This is a genomic window from Segetibacter aerophilus (assembly GCF_007991655.1).
Classification (GTDB): domain Bacteria; phylum Bacteroidota; class Bacteroidia; order Chitinophagales; family Chitinophagaceae; genus Segetibacter; species Segetibacter aerophilus.
In genome coordinates, this window is the sequence record NZ_BJYT01000038.1 from 1 (window position 1) to 19,120 (window position 19,120).

At 41.2% G+C, this 19,120-nt stretch carries 11 protein-coding genes; 7 read left to right on the forward strand and 4 right to left on the reverse strand.

The window, feature by feature from the left end; translation table 11 throughout:
- Positions 1-157: 157 nt before the first annotated feature.
- Positions 158-3,073, reverse strand: coding sequence for a serine hydrolase domain-containing protein (locus SAE01_RS23010; RefSeq protein WP_147206190.1), 2,916 nt, complete (start codon positions 3,071-3,073; stop codon positions 158-160).
- A gap of 425 nt (positions 3,074-3,498) precedes the next feature.
- Between SAE01_RS23010 and nudK the strand changes: the two genes are divergently transcribed.
- From nudK to SAE01_RS23030, 4 genes are all read left to right on the forward strand, one after another.
- Positions 3,499-4,077, forward strand: coding sequence for a GDP-mannose pyrophosphatase NudK (nudK, locus tag SAE01_RS23015; protein WP_147206191.1), 579 nt, complete (start codon positions 3,499-3,501; stop codon positions 4,075-4,077).
- A gap of 202 nt (positions 4,078-4,279) precedes the next feature.
- Positions 4,280-5,374, forward strand: coding sequence for a magnesium/cobalt transporter CorA (gene corA, locus SAE01_RS23020; protein WP_147206192.1), 1,095 nt, complete (start codon positions 4,280-4,282; stop codon positions 5,372-5,374).
- A 258-nt stretch (positions 5,375-5,632) separates the two neighbouring features.
- Complete coding sequence (locus SAE01_RS23025; protein ID WP_147206193.1) at positions 5,633-6,466, forward strand: murein L,D-transpeptidase catalytic domain family protein; 834 nt, start codon at positions 5,633-5,635, stop codon at positions 6,464-6,466.
- A gap of 206 nt (positions 6,467-6,672) precedes the next feature.
- Complete coding sequence (locus SAE01_RS23030; RefSeq protein ID WP_147206194.1) at positions 6,673-8,910, forward strand: helix-turn-helix domain-containing protein; 2,238 nt, start codon at positions 6,673-6,675, stop codon at positions 8,908-8,910.
- A gap of 39 nt (positions 8,911-8,949) precedes the next feature.
- Here the strand turns inward: SAE01_RS23030 and SAE01_RS23035 are convergent, their stop codons facing one another.
- Both SAE01_RS23035 and SAE01_RS23040 read right to left on the reverse strand, forming a co-directional pair.
- Positions 8,950-10,500, reverse strand: coding sequence for a bifunctional metallophosphatase/5'-nucleotidase (locus SAE01_RS23035; protein WP_147206195.1), 1,551 nt, complete (start codon positions 10,498-10,500; stop codon positions 8,950-8,952).
- Positions 10,501-10,618: 118 nt separating this feature from the next.
- Positions 10,619-14,176: a reprolysin-like metallopeptidase gene (locus tag SAE01_RS23040; RefSeq protein WP_147206196.1), complete on the reverse strand. Its 3,558-nt coding sequence runs from the start codon at positions 14,174-14,176 to the stop codon at positions 10,619-10,621.
- Positions 14,177-14,428: 252 nt separating this feature from the next.
- On the opposite strand from SAE01_RS23040, the gene SAE01_RS23045 reads away from it, so the two are divergent.
- Positions 14,429-14,770 (forward strand): hypothetical protein, encoded by a 342-nt coding sequence (locus SAE01_RS23045; RefSeq protein ID WP_147206197.1) that lies wholly within the window; start codon positions 14,429-14,431, stop codon positions 14,768-14,770.
- Positions 14,771-14,951: 181 nt separating this feature from the next.
- On the opposite strand, the gene SAE01_RS23050 is transcribed toward SAE01_RS23045, so the two are convergent.
- The gene (locus SAE01_RS23050) at positions 14,952-16,004 is read right to left on the reverse strand and encodes a UDP-glucose--hexose-1-phosphate uridylyltransferase (RefSeq protein ID WP_147206198.1); all 1,053 of its coding nucleotides are present in this window, start codon (positions 16,002-16,004) and stop codon (positions 14,952-14,954) included.
- 205 nt (positions 16,005-16,209) lie between these two features.
- Between SAE01_RS23050 and SAE01_RS23055 the strand changes: the two genes are divergently transcribed.
- Both SAE01_RS23055 and SAE01_RS23060 read left to right on the forward strand, forming a co-directional pair.
- Complete coding sequence (locus SAE01_RS23055; protein ID WP_147206199.1) at positions 16,210-17,871, forward strand: family 43 glycosylhydrolase; 1,662 nt, start codon at positions 16,210-16,212, stop codon at positions 17,869-17,871.
- A gap of 125 nt (positions 17,872-17,996) precedes the next feature.
- Positions 17,997-19,082, forward strand: coding sequence for an amidohydrolase family protein (locus SAE01_RS23060; protein ID WP_147206200.1), 1,086 nt, complete (start codon positions 17,997-17,999; stop codon positions 19,080-19,082).
- The last annotated feature ends 38 nt before the right edge of the window (positions 19,083-19,120 follow it).

The following is a 19,120-nucleotide window of genomic DNA, read 5'->3' on the forward strand; positions in this document are numbered from 1 at the left end:
AAGAAAAATTAAAATACAAATGCTCGCATACCTACCGATGTCAATTCAATCCCTTTTTTACCAAAGCTTCCATGTGCCACTTAAAAATTGAGTAACAAATTTATGCTCATCAGGTTACTACCACCAAATAACACACCATTATGAAGAAGCTAAGCCTCTAGAGCTTAGCATTACCCTTCTGCAAAGCAGCATAAATAACTTCATGAATATTACCTCTAACATTCATCTGCAGCAACTTATTCGTATCAACGGGAGTTACACGGTTTGACAAAAATATATACAACAGGTTTTGCTTTGGGTCGGCCCAAACACAAGTGCCGGTATAGCCGGTATGACCAAAAGTAGCCGGCGATACACTCTTAGCAGGGTAAGGAACTTTTCTCGTAGCGTTGTCCTTTTCGGGTTTGTCGAACCCGATCCCACGACGACTGATATTACTTGAATAAGCAGTGAATTTGTCGATTGTCTCTTTCTTCAAATAACGAACGCCTTCCATTTCACCGCCGTTTAAAAGCATCTGGTACAACTTCGCAAGATCATAGGCATTGCTGAACAGGCCTGCATGTCCGGCGACACCGCCAAACATAGCAGCACCCGGGTCGTGTACATCACCTCTTAACAATTGTTGCCTCCATGTCTTATCGTACTCTGTGGGAGCAATCATATTAACTGGAAAATATTCTCTAGGTTTAAACGATGTAGTTGTCATTTGCAGAGGGTCGTAAAACGTCTCTCTCACATATTCTTGAAGTGGCTTTCCTGTAACTGCTTCAACCACTTTGCCCATAAAAATAAAATCATTGTCACTATAAATATATTCATTGGACGGACTGAGCTTACTGGTAAGGATGCGGCTGTACATCGTATCCTGGTAGTCTCTTCGCATGTACACACTATCTGCTACCCTAATAGAAAATGTGTCTGTAGGAACTTTGCTGTAATACCGAGGTAATGGGTTGCCGTTTTTATCGTTGGTGTCTTTATAAAACGGAATAAACGAAACAAGGCCTGCCTGGTGTAATAACAAATTCCTCAGCACCAGTTTTTCTTTATTGCTTCCTCTAACCCATGGAAGATAGTCGCCCAGTGTTTTGTCAAGATCCAACTTTCCTTCTTCGTACAATTTCATAACAGATACTGTAGTAGCCGAAATTTTTGTAACCGAAGCAAGGTCATAGATCATATCATTATTAACCGGCTCAATACTATCGTAGTTGGTGTAGCCATAAGCACGTTGAAAAGCAACCTTACCATCTTTGGCTACCAACACCACACAGCCGGGAGTTGCATGATTGGCAATAGCATCAGTTGCAATTGAGTCGATGCGATTCAGAACTTCAGACTTCAGCCCCACTGTCTCAGGAGTTACGTGAGGAAAATAATTACTCTCGGTGATACCCATCCCATAATGAAGCTCTTCACTTACCGTTACAGGGAGCTTTCCTTTTGGAGAAATTTTGCCCGTCAAAACGTCCGCAGCCGCTTGTTGAGTGATCTCATCATCTTCATAACATGCAACCAAATTGGCTGCACCAGGAGCCATGCTCTTCATGGCATAGGGGTTTCCAAAAACAAAAGTCACCGTTGCATTTTGCGATTGTAGTTGGTTAACTAAATTATATGCTGCAGGCGAAATACCATAACGGTTTGCAGGACGACGACTGTAGTTATGTACCCCGATAACAACAAGGTCATAAGTTCCTTTAAGTTTTGAAATCAAGGCAATAGATGCAAGAGAATCTTCTTTGTAACCAAACGTAAACAGATCTGCGCGATAGTCCTTTTGTATCCGGTTTGCAAAAGCATTTGCTTTGTCTATACCTACGCCAACAAAAGCAATTTTTCTACCGGCTTTTAGAGGCAGCACTTCTTTGTTTGAAAGTTTTAAAAGGGTAATTGCTTTTTGAGCAATAAGCGTTTTTATTTCGTTTGTGTTTGCATTTACTTCATTTACAATATTGCCTGTTTGAATGGGGCTTTGATTGTTTAAACCAAGGTGATATTTAGCAAGCAACACCTTCTTAACCCTTGCCTCAAAATCAGCCTTTTCAATCTGATGTTTCCTGATTGCTTTCCTGATTTTTTTGATGCTTCCTTTTATGTCTTCAGGCAGGCATAGCATATCGTTCCCTGCAATTAATGATTGAGCAGATGCCTGTCCTGCAGGGTAATATTTGCTTACACCTTTCATCTCAAGTGCGTCTGTAAACGTGAGCCCTTTAAAGCCCAATTCATTTCGCAACAAACCTGTTACAGTTTTATAAGACAGAGAAGTGGCCTGGTTAGAAATGGTATCTATCACCGGAATGTAGAGGTGTGCACTCATAATACTTCCCACACCTTCCTTTATCATTTGCCTGAAAGGATACAATTCTAAAGAGTCAAGTTGAGCACGACTTTTATTAATTATCGGCAGGTCAAGGTGAGAGTCCACACTCACATCGCCGTGACCAGGAAAGTGTTTCGCGCATGCCATAATGCCTACATCCTGCATGCCCTTCATGTATTGAGTACCAAACAATGCAACCTTATATTTATCCTCGCCAAAACTTCTATCGTTGATGACCGGATTGTCAGGGTTATTATTAATGTCAACGACCGGTGCAAAATTTACATGGATGCCCATTCTTTTACATTGCTCACCTACCGCCCGTCCAAACCTATAAAAGAGTTGCGCATCAGACACTGCACCTATCATCATCTGTCTTTGAAAACTAATGATACTATCAAGGCGCATTCCCAAACCCCATTCTCCATCTATGGTTACCATCAGGGGCGTTTTCGCGATGGACTGGTAAAAGTTGGTAAGGTTGGCCTGCCTTTCAGGCCCTCCCTGGAAAAAGCACAAGCCGCCGACATTGAATTTTTTAACCAGTTCAGTCACCTGTTTTATGTGTTCCTCGCCCAAATTACTATGGGCTCGTATGATCATTAATTGGGCTATTTTTTGTTTCCGGCTAAGCTTTTTAAAAACGCTGTCCACCCATTCGTTGGCCGGTAGCTGGCTGTTGTGCTGCGAAAAAGAGGTAGAATAAGAAACTAAAAAAAGGAAAACGGCTAGCAGAAATTTCATTATCAGGTGCTTAAAAAAGTTCAGCACAAGATAGTTTAAAACACAAAAGTCATGGCGTTTTATCGCTTGCAAAAGTTTTAATCTTGCTATAAAAAAGCTCTTGGTAGGTCAATTCAAAACCCGTTTTTCTGCTTGACCACAATGGTTTTTGTAGCCTTTAAAAATTTCATCCAAATAATTTTTCGAAAACCAGCTTTTGTTTTTCATAGCATCATCGTTGTGTCACTCACTTGTACATTTATTCTTTATTCGGCTTTTAGCTGCATTTTCCTTTAAACCATCATCGCCCGGAAACAACTTATTCTTCCGCTTAGGATTAGAGCAGTCCTTCATTCCCACTTACTTGTGTTGTAGCCGCTTGTAAAAAATTAGAAGGTTTCAACGTTTCTTGAGGCAATTTTACATCTAACCAAGAACTACATGCAATGAATGAAAAGGTAAAAATTTTGAACACGGAGATTCTGTCAAACAATTGGTACACACTAAAGAAGGTGACCTATGAATATCAAAAAAAGGACGGCGGCTGGTCTAAACAAAACAGGGAAGCGTATGATAGAGGCAACGGTGCAACCATCCTATTGTACAACCGCGACTCCCAAACGGTCATCCTCACAAGGCAATTTAGAATGCCAACATTCATTAATGGCAATGCTGATGGAATGTTGATAGAAGCCTGTGCTGGCTTGCTTGACAAAGACAACGCCGAAGAATGCATAAAAAGAGAAACCGAAGAAGAGACAGGTTATAAAGTTTCTGATGTGCGCAAAATATTTGAGGCTTATATGTCTCCCGGCTCTGTAACCGAGATCATTTATTTTTTTGTTGCTGCCTACAGCAGCTCAATGAAAGTAAACGAGGGCGGAGGCATCGAACACGAGCAGGAAGATATTGAAGTACTTGAAATACCTTTCGACAAAGCCATACAAATGATGGAGGACGGTGAAATAAAAGACGGCAAAACAATTATGTTGTTGCAGTATGCAAAGCTTAAAAATTTGCTATAATAAAAGATCGTGCAAGAGAAAAGACAACCAAAGATTTGCAGTTGAAACGAGCGTGGCAAGAATGATTACCATGAAAACCAATTGCTTGTCTCAACATATTTTAACGCTATACTTCATGCTTTAAACTATAAACCCTACCTGAAGCCTTGAGGTCTGAAGCACCTTATTTTATTAATCTATAGGCATCTCTTACCTTTAATTTATGCGCCCGAAGAAATATTTAAAATACTTAATAGAGCCTATATTTAATACTCATCGAACTAAAGAAATCTTTAATTACAATCCTGCCACTCCCCCTGAACGTGAAGAAGCAAAAAGCACAAAAATCTTTGTTTACAATTATGATCCAGGTTCTATTTCTGCGTGCGAATTAAAAGATGTAAGAGAAACTTTTATTTACAGGGACAGCGACAAAGTAAGCTGGATAAATATCGACGGCATAGTGAAAGCGACCGTTGAAGAAGTTTGCCAGCAATTTGAAATTCATCCCCTTTTGGTTGAAGACATTCTAAGTATTGGTCAACGCCCGAAGATGGATGACATTGAAGGCATCATGTTTTGCCAGCTCAACATGTTGTATTTTAACGACAATAACTGCGCGGTTGAACAAGAGCAAATCAGTATCGCTCTTGGCAAAAATTTCGTCATAACCTTCCAGGAAGATGCGCACCGCGACGTATTTAATAACATTCGTGAAAAGCTTAAAGTTCCGTCGAGCAGACTGCGCACGAGAGGTGCAGACTATCTCTGTTATAGTTTAATCGATATGATAGTAGATCACTATTTCGAGGTGATTGAAAAGTTGGGCGAAAAAATAGAGGCTTTGGAAGAAGAGATCATTCGCGTTAATAACAAAAGGTCGCTGGCCAAGTTGAATGCCTTGAGAAAGGAGATGATTGTTTTGAAGCGAAATGTTGGTCCCGTAAGAGAACTGGTGAATGGATTTATTAAAAGCGAAAGCGAGTTGCTAGACGATAAGATTAATAAGTATTACAAAGACGCTTATGACCACATTGTGCAGGCAAATGATGTTGCGGAGAACTACCGTGAAATTTTGGCAAGCTTGCAGGATTTGTATATCAACCAGGTGAACCTTAAGATGAACGAGGTGATGAAAGTGATGGCTATCGTTACCTGTTTGTTAGCACCAGGTTCAGTTATAGGCGGCATTTTCGGGATGAACTTCGACGTAATACCCTATGCGCACCAGAGATGGGGCTTTTATATAACCGTCGCTGTAATGCTAATTGTGCCGGTAATTATGCTACGGGTTTTCAAAAAAAGGGGATGGTTCTGACCAACAAGATTGTGGAAATTATACCCTAGTTATCACTTGTCTGAATATTTCGCTACTTCTTGTTTAACACTTAGGAATAATACAATGAGCTTCTTTGAACGTTTTGGAGCAGAATTTATAAAAAAAGAAATGGTTGAGAATCAAGGCGAATGAAACCGGAATTGCCTCTATTGGAAGTTTTAACTTGTCTTCACACAATAATTCCTCTACTTTAGCCGTCCTAGATAAAGTTATTTTTAAATATTGCCCTTAAAACTTATGCCAGGATTTCTCAAGCTTATAGGAAGAATTCTTTCAGTTGGTTTTGTATTTATTTCAGTTCAGTCATTTGCGGGAGACCCTAAAAAAGGGATAACCGGTGAGAAGAACTTTCCTTCCTTACTTTCTAATTCAGCTAATTCTCCGGTCTTAAAGAAAACAGCAGATTCTATTTACGATTTAATCGGTCTTGGAGAGTACGGTCTTGAAAGAGATGTTTTCTTTAATGCTTACAAAGGCTACCAGTATCTTGAAAAGCGCGGATCGATCAGGAAGAAGAACATTGTTACGATTTGCGATTATAGTCAGAGCAGCAATAACAAAAGATTGTACGTAATAGACCTCTCTAGTAGCCGCCTGCTGTTCAATACGTTTGTGTCGCACGGCAGAAACAGTGGCAATGAGTTCGCAACCAGTTTTTCAAACTACGATAACTCTAACAAAAGTAGTCTTGGCTTCATGGTTACCGGTGATACTTATAACGGCAAGGCAGGTTATTGCATGAGGTTTAACGGAATGGAAGCAGGCATCAATGACCGTGTTAAAAGCAGGGGAATTGTTTTACATGGATCTCGTTTTGTGAACGAAGACATCATGTCTATAAGAGGAGTTATCGGCAAGAGCCTTGGCTGTCCCGCGGTACCTTATGGCTTACACACAAAAATCATTGCAGAGATCAAAGGTGGAAGTTGCTTTTTTGTCAATTCACCCGATCAATGGTATGTAAATAATTCTTCCATACTTAATTCCCGTTTTGACCTTGACCCTCAAATGGAAAATGTAGCGGCATCAAATGCAGACAACGGCTTCTTACCTACGTCAACTGTCAAATAAAAAGTTTATTTATAATTTTTAAAAACTCTGCATTAACCTGCAGAGTTTTTTATTTTGCTCCATTTTGTTTTCGAGGTTTCAACCTTTTGGCCACGATTTTCTTAACAAAAGAAATCTATACATGAGATCTTTTTTCATGAAAAGAAATTACTCAATGGCCTGATGTATTTTCGTAATCATTTCCTTTTCTTTTACTCCATCGCTTCATGAACCCTGATCCTTCCAATACTATCTTTCAAAAAGCGGTAGCGTTTGTAAATCAAACCAACAAACACCTGTTTTTAACCGGTAAGGCAGGTACAGGAAAAACGACTTTTCTTAAGTACATAAGGGACAATACTTTTAAGAAGATGGCAGTAGTTGCTCCAACCGGCGTAGCTGCCATTAATGCCGGCGGTGTTACCATTCATTCTTTTTTTCAGCTTCCATTTGGTCCCTTTATTCCATCGGATAAAGAAGTTTGGGGAGGATTTGGGGGCGAAATGAATAACAGGTCCAGCCTGCTTAAGAACCTCAGACTTCAACGTGCCAAAAGAGAGGTAATACAGGAACTGGACTTATTAATCATCGACGAAATTTCGATGGTAAGAGCAGATTTGCTCGATGCTGTTGATACTGTAATGCGTCACGTAAGAAAGCAGCCCCTTATCCCTTTTGGCGGTGTTCAGATGGTCTATATAGGTGACCTATTTCAATTGCCGCCAGTGGCCAAAAATGAAGAATGGGAGATTTTAAAGGATCATTATAACAGCCCCTTCTTTTTCGATGCCCAGGTTCTTCAACATGTTCCGCCACTGTTTATCGAGCTTAAGAAGATTTACCGGCAAAAAGACAATGTGTTCATAAATATCCTAAACAACATACGCAACAATTGCTGCACCACGGAAGACCTTGAGGTGTTACATCAACACTACAACCCCGACTTTGCGCCCACAAAGAAGGACAACTACATTACCCTTTGTAGTCATAATTATAAGGCGGATGAAATCAACCAGCGTGAACTGGAAAAGCTACCGGGGAAATTATACAGCTACAATGCTAAAGTAACAGGCGAGTTTTATGAAAGGTCGTACCCGGTCGAGAAGCAACTGCAACTAAAGCAGGGCGCACAGATTATGTTTATCAAAAACGACAAAGGCGAGGTTAGGAAGTTTTACAATGGGAAAATAGGAATCGTTACAAAGATTGAACGCGAGAGCATTTTTGTAGCCTTTCCTAATGAAGAAGGTGAGCTGGAAATCGAGCAGGAGAAATGGCAGAATGTGCGCTACAATTATAATTCGGAAAAGGATACATTGGAGGAAGAAGAACTTGGCACGTTTACCCAATATCCTATAAGACTTGCATGGGCAATTACTATTCATAAAAGCCAGGGATTGACTTTTGAAAAAGCGATCATTGATGCAGGAGCGTCCTTCGCTCCGGGGCAAGTGTATGTATCTCTTAGTCGGCTAACCAGTTTGCAAGGCCTGGTATTAAAGTCGCGTATTCTTCCCGGTTGCATTAGTACCGATAGTCGTGTAATCGATTTCGTAAAACAGGAGTTGGAAGAGGATGCCTTGCAGCAAACACTGGAGCAGCAACAAAAGGTATACATCCGGTTATCGCTGATGCAAAGTTTTGATTGGGAAAAAATAGATGACAATATTCAAACCCATTTGGAAAGCTACGAAGACAGGCAAATTCCTGATAAAGACAAGTGTATACAATGGTGCGGTGAATTAGCCAAAGCAACAAGTGAACAAAAGGATGTTGCTTATAAATTCAAAAAACAACTTGAATATCTTTTTTTGACCGCGGAGGAAGACGGCTACAAAAAACTCCATGAAAGAACGGAGGCAGGAACTAACTATTTTCTTACGGAACTTACCAAAACGTACAACTCAATTAAGGGTCATATCGATGAGGTAAAGAATAAAAAGAATGTAAAGAAGTACGTAAAGGATTTACAGGACCTGCTTGTCTTATTAAATCGGAAAAAGCAACAATTGCAACAAGGCTTGCAATTGTCGGCGGCATTGAAGAATTCTACAAAGCTGAATGAGCTGCTTCAATTGGTGGCGCAAAATAAAAGAGCATTTCCTGCACAGATGCCCGAAGAAATTAAACCGCATTCCTTAAAACCTGAAAAAGGAGAAAGCGGCAGAATTAGTTTGCAAATGTTTAAACAAGGCAAATCGATTGAAGATATAAGCGTTGCGCGAGGTATGTCGCAAGGAACAATTGAAAGTCATCTTGCCACATTCGTTGCGACGGGAGAAGTGGATATACTTGATCTTGTTGATAATCTGATACTTGAAAAGCTACTGGGTTTAATGGAAGCGGCACCTGATCTTCCTGCATCCGCTATCAAAGAAAAGGCTGGCAAGGAGGTTTCTTACAGTGATATCAGGGCCGTTAGAAATTATCGGGAACGGATCAAAAAGGAACTCGCGAAGCCTTAACCTTACCAACAGAATGCCTTGTTATCCCTCAACTACCCGTTACTTCTTGTTACTTAAAAACTTAACGATTGCCGCTCTTATGTCAGACTTAGGGTTTGTGATTTCAGTTTCAGCAGGATACACTTTTACTATACCAGGATTTGTTTCATTCAAAAAATCAAGGTTTGCTTCTTTTCCACTTAGCAAAAATTCTGTGACAGCTACCCTATAAACTTTAGTGGGGTCGATTGCCTGGTTATTGACAGTAAAAGAATTTGCTGCACTATTAAAGACAACGGGTTGAGACTGTAAAAAGCCACCATTATTGCGGTTCTTTATTCCTGCCTGTAAAACCTTCAAAAGCAGGTCTCCTTTCATATCCACTTCCCTGATACCACCACCAAAGGGTAAGGTGCGTATGATGTCGTACTGGGTAACCGGGGGAGTTAGAATATCGTCTAAACGAATAGAGCCGGAGTTGAAGATTACAACATCCGCCTGGGGACATGCATAGGCCATAGCGGCAGTAACAAGGCTCGTAAGATTAGTAGATGTTGATCGGGTCTCCGTTTCCCTTCCATCTAATTTTTCGCCTGTAGCGATAACGACCTTTTCAGCATCAAAACCAAGAGATGCATAATTGTCGCGAGCAATTTTCTTCCACTTCTCCACTGCAACGTTGGTATTGCTGTCTAATGCAACCTCTTCATTTATGTATTTTAGTTCAGGTTCTGGAACGTTAAAAGAGCGTTTATTCTTATTAATATCAAGCTTCACGATATAAGCAGAACGGGCATTTGCATGAGCCTTGGTGATATAAACTTTCCCTGTTTTATTAAATACTCCGCCATGCTCATGGCCCCCAATAATAGCAGCGAGGCCAGGAAGCTCTTTGGCAAGCAATACATCATCTTCTACAGCCATGTGAGTAATGGCAACGACAGCATCTACCGAGTCTTTAATTTTATTGTACACCTCTTTTGCCGCCGCTAAGGGATCTTTATAAGAAACAAAATCAGCAGGATTAGAAGGTAAAGTAAGACCGATGAAACCTATTCTCGCAGCTGTTCCATCATTGTCTTTTACAGACATAATATAGGTTTCAGGAAAAGGAGTTGCATTGGCGACATCGGTCCTTCTAAAAGGAACAATAGAGTCTTTCAACTTATGGAATGTATTAGTTGAAACCCACAAAAAACGAGACTCATTTATCCGTTCCTGCAATTCCTTTTCTGATATGTCGAACTCGTGGTTTCCAAAAACAGCGATATCCATTCCCGCAGCATTCATCGACTCTACCATTTGCGCACCTCTGATTCTTTTTCCGTGGTATTGCAAACTATTATAGACAGAAGGGCTGAGAAAATCTCCTGCGATAACTAAAAATGTATTCGGATTCGCTTGCTTGTATTGTTTCTTGAGTGTTGCCACACGGGCCATCCCGCCTTCTTTGCCGCCTCCTACCGGGGCGATTTCATAGACATCATTTACTTGCACAAACACTACTTCAATCTTTCCATCATCTTTCGTTCCAACAACACTTCGGGGGGTTTTGCAGGAACTATTCAATAACAGCGTTGCAATACATAGAACACTAATAAACTTTCTCATAGCACTTATTATAGCGGCTAATTTAACAAAGAAGAATGTTTATAGCAACTATGCATTAGCAGAAAATAGGTCATAAAAGGTTTAAAGCATTTACGAAGGCTTTACAGCGAACCGTCAATTATTGCACTATTATTTTTTCATTTGAAATACCCTTTTCTGTTGATAGCGTAAGCACGTATAGACCTTTACTAAATCCTTTGACGGGTATCTCAAATTCCTGCCCTGCGCTTACAAAACCTGCATCTCTTTTATACACCAGTTTGCCCGCGGCATTAGAAAGCGTGATGGTTAGTTGCTTTGTTTCAGTTAGAACCCGCACCGTGCTTTTGTCTACGGCAGGATTTGGAAAAATCATGAAGTTGGCAGCAGACTCCTGCAGCTCTACTTTTACAATTTTTGAGTAGCTATACTTCCCGTCTTTATCCACTTGTTTTAACCTGTAGTAGTTATCTCCCTTGTTTGGCTTTACATCGTTGAAAGAATATTGCTGTAATCCAACGCCATTAGCCGCATTTACTTCTCCTACAAATCCAAATGAAATACCATCAATGCTTTTTTCGATCTCATAGCTTTTGTTGTTTATTTCATTGATAGCTGACCATTGCAACGCAACCGTTTTATCCTGTTTTTTATCGGCAGTAAAAGTGACCCAATTAACAGGAAGTGCTGATGCCTGGTACGTGCAAATCTTTAGTCCCCAGTTAGTCAAAGAACCACCGTCATCGGTATATGAGTCTATGACCTCAAGCTTCCATGTTCCCGTACTATTCTCGTTGATAAACGCAGACAATGGCTGGCTTGGCTTACTTGTTCTACCATCATTAAGAGGGCAAATTATTATGTTAGCTGATTGATCATCGAAGTTTATGTCGAAGTCGTCGTCGCCATCGCACACTCTTCTAAACAGCTGCACTTTAGTGTTTGACGGGCTAATGAGGTTAACGGTCAGGTCACCCACGTAAGAGTGTGTCCCCTTTAAACCCACTACGTTGATATCCTGGATTATTCCACCGGAGGGTATATTTAAAGTTGATGTAATTGTATTGGCAACGACATCGATAGCAATAGGCAGATTTTTGCTATACACAATATCTGAGCAGACAATAGCTGCAGTCTTAAAGAGCGAGCTGGCAGAAGCCGGACCAGCACCGCACGAGTTATGAGGAACAACGCGCCAGTAATACTGCGTATTCGCCGCTAATGGTGCAGTGAGTGTATAGCTTGAATTAGTAATACTGTCTATGCTTTGAACGTTTGTAGCAAAGTTTTGAGAATTTGAAATATTTAAAGTGTAGTACTGTGCCTCAGTAGTAGGTTGCCAGCTGAAAGTTGGGAGCATGGGAGCGCCAATCGAGTTGTTTGCGGGTGTTGTATTTACCGCAAGTTTGGTTGGCGTTCCTATTACAAATTGAATTACCCTCGACCTGGTGATAGAACCGGCAGTACCGGTAATCGTAATGTTATAAATTCCGGCAGGAATATTTCCCTTTAGTATAATCGAATCATTAGAACCGGGGCTTAATGGATTAGTACCAAAAGCCACTACGGAACCTGCAGGATTTCCCGATGCAGAAAGTGTAATAGGGGTGGAGAATTTATTAAGTGAATTTGTATTGATAAGTGTTCCCGCTGCTCCATTGTTGCAAGCTGCAACGGTTAGTGGATTACTAAAAGAAAATCCAGGTTCAGCATTGGCCTTTATGATAAAGTCAACGTTCGAAATATCAAAGAAGATGTTTCCTGCGGAGACCACTCTTACGCGCGCATTTGTGGTAGCATTGTTAGGGACAATTATCTCCTCCGTTCCGTCATTAGGAGTATTTGATACTAGGGTAATAGGAAACGTGAGACCGCCATCGGTAGAAAGTTCAATGTTTACATTAGCGCAGTTTACAGGAGCAAGATTTGTGCTTGCAACATCCCAGGTTATGGTGGTAAAAGAGCCAACATCCCAGGTCATGGCAGTATTAGGAGCGGTCACTACAAATGGACCGGCATTTCCATCTACCGTTACATTGGCTTCATCAGAACAAACTCCTCCCCCTCCGGTACGATTGTCTCTTGCTGTTAACCTAAACTTCATGGCCCTTCCATAAGCCGGCAGTAGTTCACCAATGGTTGTTGTGTTATTTACAAGATCACTGAGTTGAGGAAAAAATCTTCTTGGGGTAGTAACAGGGGTAAAAGATCTGAAAATAGGTGCATCCCCTAAAGGTTTATTCCAATCACCGAAAAGTGCTCCGACATTTACCTGTTCCCAACTATAAGTAAGAGGATCTCCATCTGCGTCTGAAGCGGAGCCAGTAAGTGCAAAAGGCGTTGCTTTTGGAATGACATAATCTGCTCCTGCATTTACTACCGGTGCTCTGTTGCCTGTGGCTATTTGTACTGCACCAAGGCTTCCGTCAACTGAGTTAATATATTGGGTTATTTGATCAAAACTGATTGCATGAAAATAAGGTAAGGTATGAGGTTGCAGATTATTTACCGCGTTACAAATACCGGCGTAAGCCATGATGGTTGAACCGCTTCCCGGCTCAGCGTTGGTAGTGGGTGAACCGTTAGCACCTCCACAGTTACCGGTATTAGCATTAAATGTATGTTGTGCACCAAACTGGTGACCAAGTTCGTGAGCAACATAGTCGATGTTGTAAGCATCACCGGTGGGTTGAGGACTGCCAGTTACGCCACGCGCTTTCAAACCATTTGTGCAAACCACTCCAATACCTGCATAGCCGCCGGCTCCTGTGCTAAATGTATGGCCAACATCATAGTTTGCCGAACCTATTAAAGAGTCAATCACTTTTTGACTTTCATTAATAAGCGTAACCGCATTACTGTTGCCCGTAAAGGGCTGTGAAGCGGAGTCTAAAAAGACAATTTTATTGTTGTTGCTGACCAGTATCATTCTTACACCTACCTCATTTTCATACACGCCGTCAACTCTGTTTACGGTGGTTACAATAGCAGATAAAGCTTGGGATGGCGTTACCTGCCTTCCGCCAACTGCGACTGCATATTGCCAGGTACACGCAACAGCGAGACGATACTGTTTCAAAGTGCCTCCAATACAGGTAGCCGCGTTAGTACGCTGAGCATCGGAGGGACGTTTTAAGTTATCAGTAGCTGCATCCAATCCCTCTTCCATTGCTGACATTTTTAAAGGCAGGTCTTTTTTGTTGTAAGCAACATAATCTTCTACGTTGCCTTGGGCATAAGGATCAATAAGAACAGCGCCATTTATTTGGGAAAGAATCATGGCATGAAAACCAAATTCGGTCAGGTCTATTTTAATAGTAGCGTGAGGATCTTCTATGCCTTGTCCACCATACGTTTTTACATTGGAAAATTTATCTGCTAATCCCTGCTCCATGATAGACGTCTCGGCTATTTTAAAACTTTTGAAACTTCCATCGAGCATTGGAACCAGCATTGTGAAAGGACTACTCTTTGCCCTTTGCGTAAATTCTTTCGGAGCTGTTCTTAGCGCAGAACTAAGGCTGGCGATGTCTAAACGAAGTGTGCGATATTGTTTGGGTAAACTTAATTGAGGGTTGCGCTTAATTGCAATCGCCGTTTCTGCCTCATCTGTCCAAAAATTTCTCTGAGCAGAAAGAGTGCACGTAATTGTCAATAGTATAAATAATAACTGTAGTCGTGTAGCCGTATTTTTCATAGAACCTTTTTAGTAAGAGAATAAAAGGTTCATTCGTGGTTCCTTCTATTCCGATAGATATTTCAAATAATTGGTAATAAAGCAATATGAATAAACGAACAGGACGAAGGGTTGAGTATCCATTTCGGAGTTATTTTTTTAGAGACCAGGCTTGCAGAAATTACTAAACCTCACAACCGTAGTTTAAATGTTTTTATGGCTTTTAATTCACTATAAACAATTTATCTTCGCGAGCTAATAAAATGAAATAAAATGAAGAAGATTTCTGTTGTATACCTGTCCGGACTTTTATTATTTGCTGCGTGTGAAAACGGCGGTTCTTCAACTGTTGGATCGTACGAAAAAGAGGAAACATCACAATCTTCTGAAAAAAGCGAAGGCGGAGCTGAAGGGCATAGTGGACAAGCGAAAGAAGGTAAAGAGCACGAGAGTACCGAACATAAAACTACTGAACCTGCAACGACCCAACCTGCTACTACTGATACAACATTGCCCACCTCTGGTGATACTCGCCAGGGCGGTTCTGCAGCAGAAATAAAAACAGGCGCAAATGTTCCTGTTGATACTAATAACAAGGTGAAGCCAAGACCTTAAACTTACAGGAACTATTAGGTGTATTAACCAGCATAGCGTTTGTGCAAGGACGACTTCGTTTTTGCTCAAACGCTATTTTACGTTTTAGCGAAAAAGGTGGCAAAAAGCTCCATAGTGATTGTTAGTGGAATGGAGCCTCGCAACGCTGACGATTGAAGCGGTAATGTTGACTACAACAAAATTACTTCCTGGTTTCTTTGTAATGAGTCTCACTTAGAGCCCGTAGCTTTTCTGCGGCCCACTCGGCAGAAACGTCTCTTTGAGGATTAGCAAGCATCTCGTACCCAACCATGAATTTCTTAACAGTGGCCGATCTCAACAATGGGGGGTAAAAGTGCATGTGCCAATGCCACTCAGGATGATCGCCATCATTTACGGGCGCCTGGTGTATACCTGCAGAATAGGGAAATGAAATCTCAAAAAGATTATCATACTTAGCCGTCAGCTTTTTAAGAATTTGAGCATAAGCATGTTTTTCGTCCGACGTAAACTGCAAAAGATTTTGGAAGTGGCGCTTACTTACAATCATAGTTTCGTAAGGCCAGACCACCCAAAAAGGTACCAGGGCTGCAAAGTGCTCATTCTCCAAAACAATCCTTTCCTGCTGCTCTAACTCAAGTTGCAAATAGTCGCTTAGGAGGCTTTTACCATGTTCGTCGAAGTATTTCTTTTGCTGGTTTGTTTCCTTGGCAATCTCTAAAGGAACCGAAGAACTGGCCCAGATCTGTCCGTGGGGATGAGGATTGCTGCAACCCATCATTTCACCCTTGTTTTCGAAAATTTGAATGTACCTAATTGTAGGGTCGGCGGCTATATTTTTAAACTCATCGATCCAAACTTCAATAACTTTTTCAATGCCCTCTACCGATAGTTGTGGGAGAGTAAGGCTGTGATCGGGTGAAAAACTAAGCACCTTACAAATGCCTTTTTCACTTTTTGCAGAAAGCAGCCCTTTAACGTTCAAAGCTCCATCAGGTGTATCAGTGAGCAGGGCAGAATAATCATTGGTAAAAACAAAGGAATGATCGTAGTTAGGATTAACACTGCCATCGGCCCTCGTATTGCCTGGGCACAGGTAACATTTAGGATCGTAAGAAGGGCGGTTGTCCGGAGGTAGTGTTTCTACTTTACCTTGCCAGGGCCTCTTAGTTCGGTGCGGTGATACTAAGATCCAATCTCCTGTAAGAATATTGAGTCTTGTGTGCGGATGTTCTTTTACGTTAAATGCTTCCATACTTTTAAACTTTATTAATCGAAGGCAGATGGTATGCAGACAAGAATAAAAAAATCATCCCAGCTATAACAACGGGTAATAGAAGCGAGATTTGCAAATGGATCCCCTGTTCAATTGATACAGCGTCTATTCTTTTTCAAGCCCGTTTGCGAGGCAGTAGGAATGATTATTGAGCAGCGGCAATTACTATAATTATTGATCATAGATGAAGTTTTTGATTGTATTTTTTCTTTTGGTTGGGATCACGTGTCGGTCTTTTACCCAGCAACTTGTTTTGCCCGGGACAAATCCTGACCCTTCTGTTGTAAAAATCGGAGATACTTATTGGGCCAGCGCTACTTCCTCTAACTGGATGCCAGCGTTTCCGCTACTATATTCAGATGATCTTATTACCTGGAAACAGAAGGGGTACATCTTCAACAAAGCGCCCGATTGGGCAGACTACTATTTCTGGGCGCCCGAAATGACCTACGATAAAGGAAGGGTTTATGTCTATTACACAGCGCATAAAAAAAACGGAAACTTATGTGTGGGTGTTGCAAGCGCCGACAAGCCGGAAGGTCCATATAGAGACCACGGGCCTTTAGTATGCGAGGAGCTGGGTTCTATAGACGGGTTTCCTATCCGAGATAAAAACGGTAAGTTATTTTTAGTTTGGAAGGAAGATGCCAATAGCGCAGGAGAACCAACGCCTATATGGGCCAGTGAAATGAATGAAGAACGAACAGCTTTGATCGGGCAAAAAAAGGAATTATTCAGGAACGACGCAGGATGGGAAAAATCGCTGGTAGAGGGAGTGTCTATCATACAGCATAACGATTACTACTACGCTTTCTACGCCGCTGCCGGCTGTTGTGGAACGGGGTGTAGTTATGTTTCAGGTGTAGCGAGGGCCAAGAACATTTTAGGCCCTTGGGAAAAGTATCCAAAAAATCCTATTCTTGTCGACACACAAAACTGGATCTGCAAGGGCCATGGAACACCTATAGAAAAGGACGGGAAATTCTATTTTCTATATCACGCCTATGATAGAAAAACGAGTGCATTTACCGGCCGGCAAGGATTGTTGCAGGAGTTCACTTTCACAAAAGACAACTGGATACAATTTGTAAATACTAAAAACGACACGCTTACCCGTGAGAAGATTCTTATCGACGAGTTCAAAGGCAACAAGCTTAATGACATTTGGCAATGGAGCGTTTTCCAGGATGTCAAATACCAAATGAAGGATGGGGTGTTAAGACTTTCAGCTCTACACAGCCCTTCAGGAAGTTTTATTGGCCAGAAAATATTGAGCGATAATTATACTGCTACCACTTTAGTAAGAACCAATGAGTCTACAGGGTCAGCCGGCATCGGTGCAATTGGAGATGTAGCAGACATGGTTTCTGTTTTTGTCCGCAACAACCAAATTGAAATTTCGAAAGTCAGGGACGGGTTCGAGAGCATTCTTGGTATTTATGAAATCCCCCATTCAGATAGCGTCTTCTTACAAATGTGGGTGAGGGACCTTTACAGAATTTCCTTTTTATATAGTCTTAACGGAAAAGAGTTTAAACCGTTGAATGAAACGCCGGTTAAAGCAACCTTCCTTCCCCCGTGGGATAATCCACCAAGAGCTGGCCTCGTATCAAAAGGCAACCTTGATGAGCAAGCTGTTTTTGAAAGGTTTGAACTTCGGCAGACTATTACCATGTATAGCGGTAAAATTATTCTTGGTAGCCGTAAGTCAATCATCCTGATCATTAGCGCCATCGCTTTGGTTATTGCCTTATTTTTTATCGGCCTTTTCTTCTACAAGAAAAAAAAGAGGAAAAAGATGCTTGTGAAGCAAGCAGACGAAGCGGAATTGGAACTAACAAATTAAAATATCAAGGCTAGGAAAGTTGTAGTATGAATGACCATTCAACAACAAATCTTTTTATCAATAAAAAAGTTATTTAGAAAGGTGCATTATCTTTCCTCATTGCTTCATTACCTTGAAATTTTTGTATGAAAAAAACCTTCTTAGCCTTTTCTCTTCTTGCTACAGCTTTTAATATTTATGGGCAGAATATCATGGATTTCGAAAAATACGATCCACCCTCAACGTTGGTTGTTCCTGAACATAAAATAACCAGGGCTAAGTTTCCCTTCATCGATGTTCACAATCACCAGTTTGGTATGGCGACGCAGAATTTGAAGGAACTAGCGGCAGAAATGGCTAAACTTAATATGGCCGTTATGGTAAATTTAAGCGGCTCAAACGGAAGCACTCTAAAACAGGCAGTCGACAATGCAAAAGCAAACGCGCCGAAAAAATTCATTGTGTTCGCTAACATAAATTTTAGTGGTGTTGGTGAAAATGGGTGGACAGAAAAAGCTGTTAAGCAACTGGAGGAAGATGTAAAGAATGGAGCAAACGGACTGAAAATTTTTAAGACTCTCGGATTATCAGTAAAAGATAATACAGGCAAAAGAGTTACGGTTGACGACGTGCGGCTTGATCCAATATGGAGGAAATGCGGCGAACTAAAAATTCCTGTCCTTATACATACCGCTGATCCGAAATCTTTCTGGGATCCTCTGGATGAAAAGAATGAAAGATGGTTAGAACTCAAAACGCACGCCGGCAGGAAAAGAAGTGATAGCGACCCTGCACCCTTTGAGACCCTGATACAGGAGCAACACAACATTTTTAAAAAGCATCCTAACACCACTTTCATTGCTGCACACTTCGGATGGTTTCCGAACGATTTAGCCAGGTTGGGTAAACTGCTGGATGAAAGACCAAATGTAGTCGTTGAGTTTGGGGCAGTCATAGCCGAACTTGGCAGGCAACCTAAAGCAGCAAAAGCCTTTTTTACTAAATACCAGGATCGGATTTTATTTGGAAAAGACAGTTGGGTTCCTGAAGAATATGCAACCTACTTCAGGGTACTGGAAACGGAAGATGAATACTTTCCCTACCATAAAAAATACCATGCTTTCTGGCGGATGTATGGCATGGGATTGCCTGACGACATCCTAAAAAAAGTGTATTACAAAAACGCTTTAAGAGTTGTTCCTAATATCGATCGGACGTTATTTCCCGATTAGGTCGCTATTTGCTCGACAGGCAATTCAATTACTATTTG

Excerpts from the sequence above, each read along its gene's own strand:
- SAE01_RS23010 (WP_147206190.1), bottom strand. The coding sequence starts at position 3,073 with ATGAAATTTCTGCTAGCCGTTTTCCTTTTTTTAGTTTCTTATTCTACC.
- nudK (WP_147206191.1), top strand. The coding sequence starts at position 3,499 with ATGAATGAAAAGGTAAAAATTTTGAACACGGAGATTCTGTCAAACAAT.
- corA (WP_147206192.1), top strand. The coding sequence starts at position 4,280 with ATGCGCCCGAAGAAATATTTAAAATACTTAATAGAGCCTATATTTAAT.
- SAE01_RS23025 (WP_147206193.1), top strand. The coding sequence starts at position 5,633 with ATGCCAGGATTTCTCAAGCTTATAGGAAGAATTCTTTCAGTTGGTTTT.
- SAE01_RS23030 (WP_147206194.1), top strand. The coding sequence starts at position 6,673 with ATGAACCCTGATCCTTCCAATACTATCTTTCAAAAAGCGGTAGCGTTT.
- SAE01_RS23035 (WP_147206195.1), bottom strand. The coding sequence starts at position 10,500 with ATGAGAAAGTTTATTAGTGTTCTATGTATTGCAACGCTGTTATTGAAT.
- SAE01_RS23040 (WP_147206196.1), bottom strand. The coding sequence starts at position 14,176 with ATGAAAAATACGGCTACACGACTACAGTTATTATTTATACTATTGACA.
- SAE01_RS23045 (WP_147206197.1), top strand. The coding sequence starts at position 14,429 with ATGAAGAAGATTTCTGTTGTATACCTGTCCGGACTTTTATTATTTGCT.
- SAE01_RS23050 (WP_147206198.1), bottom strand. The coding sequence starts at position 16,004 with ATGGAAGCATTTAACGTAAAAGAACATCCGCACACAAGACTCAATATT.
- SAE01_RS23055 (WP_147206199.1), top strand. The coding sequence starts at position 16,210 with ATGAAGTTTTTGATTGTATTTTTTCTTTTGGTTGGGATCACGTGTCGG.
- SAE01_RS23060 (WP_147206200.1), top strand. The coding sequence starts at position 17,997 with ATGAAAAAAACCTTCTTAGCCTTTTCTCTTCTTGCTACAGCTTTTAAT.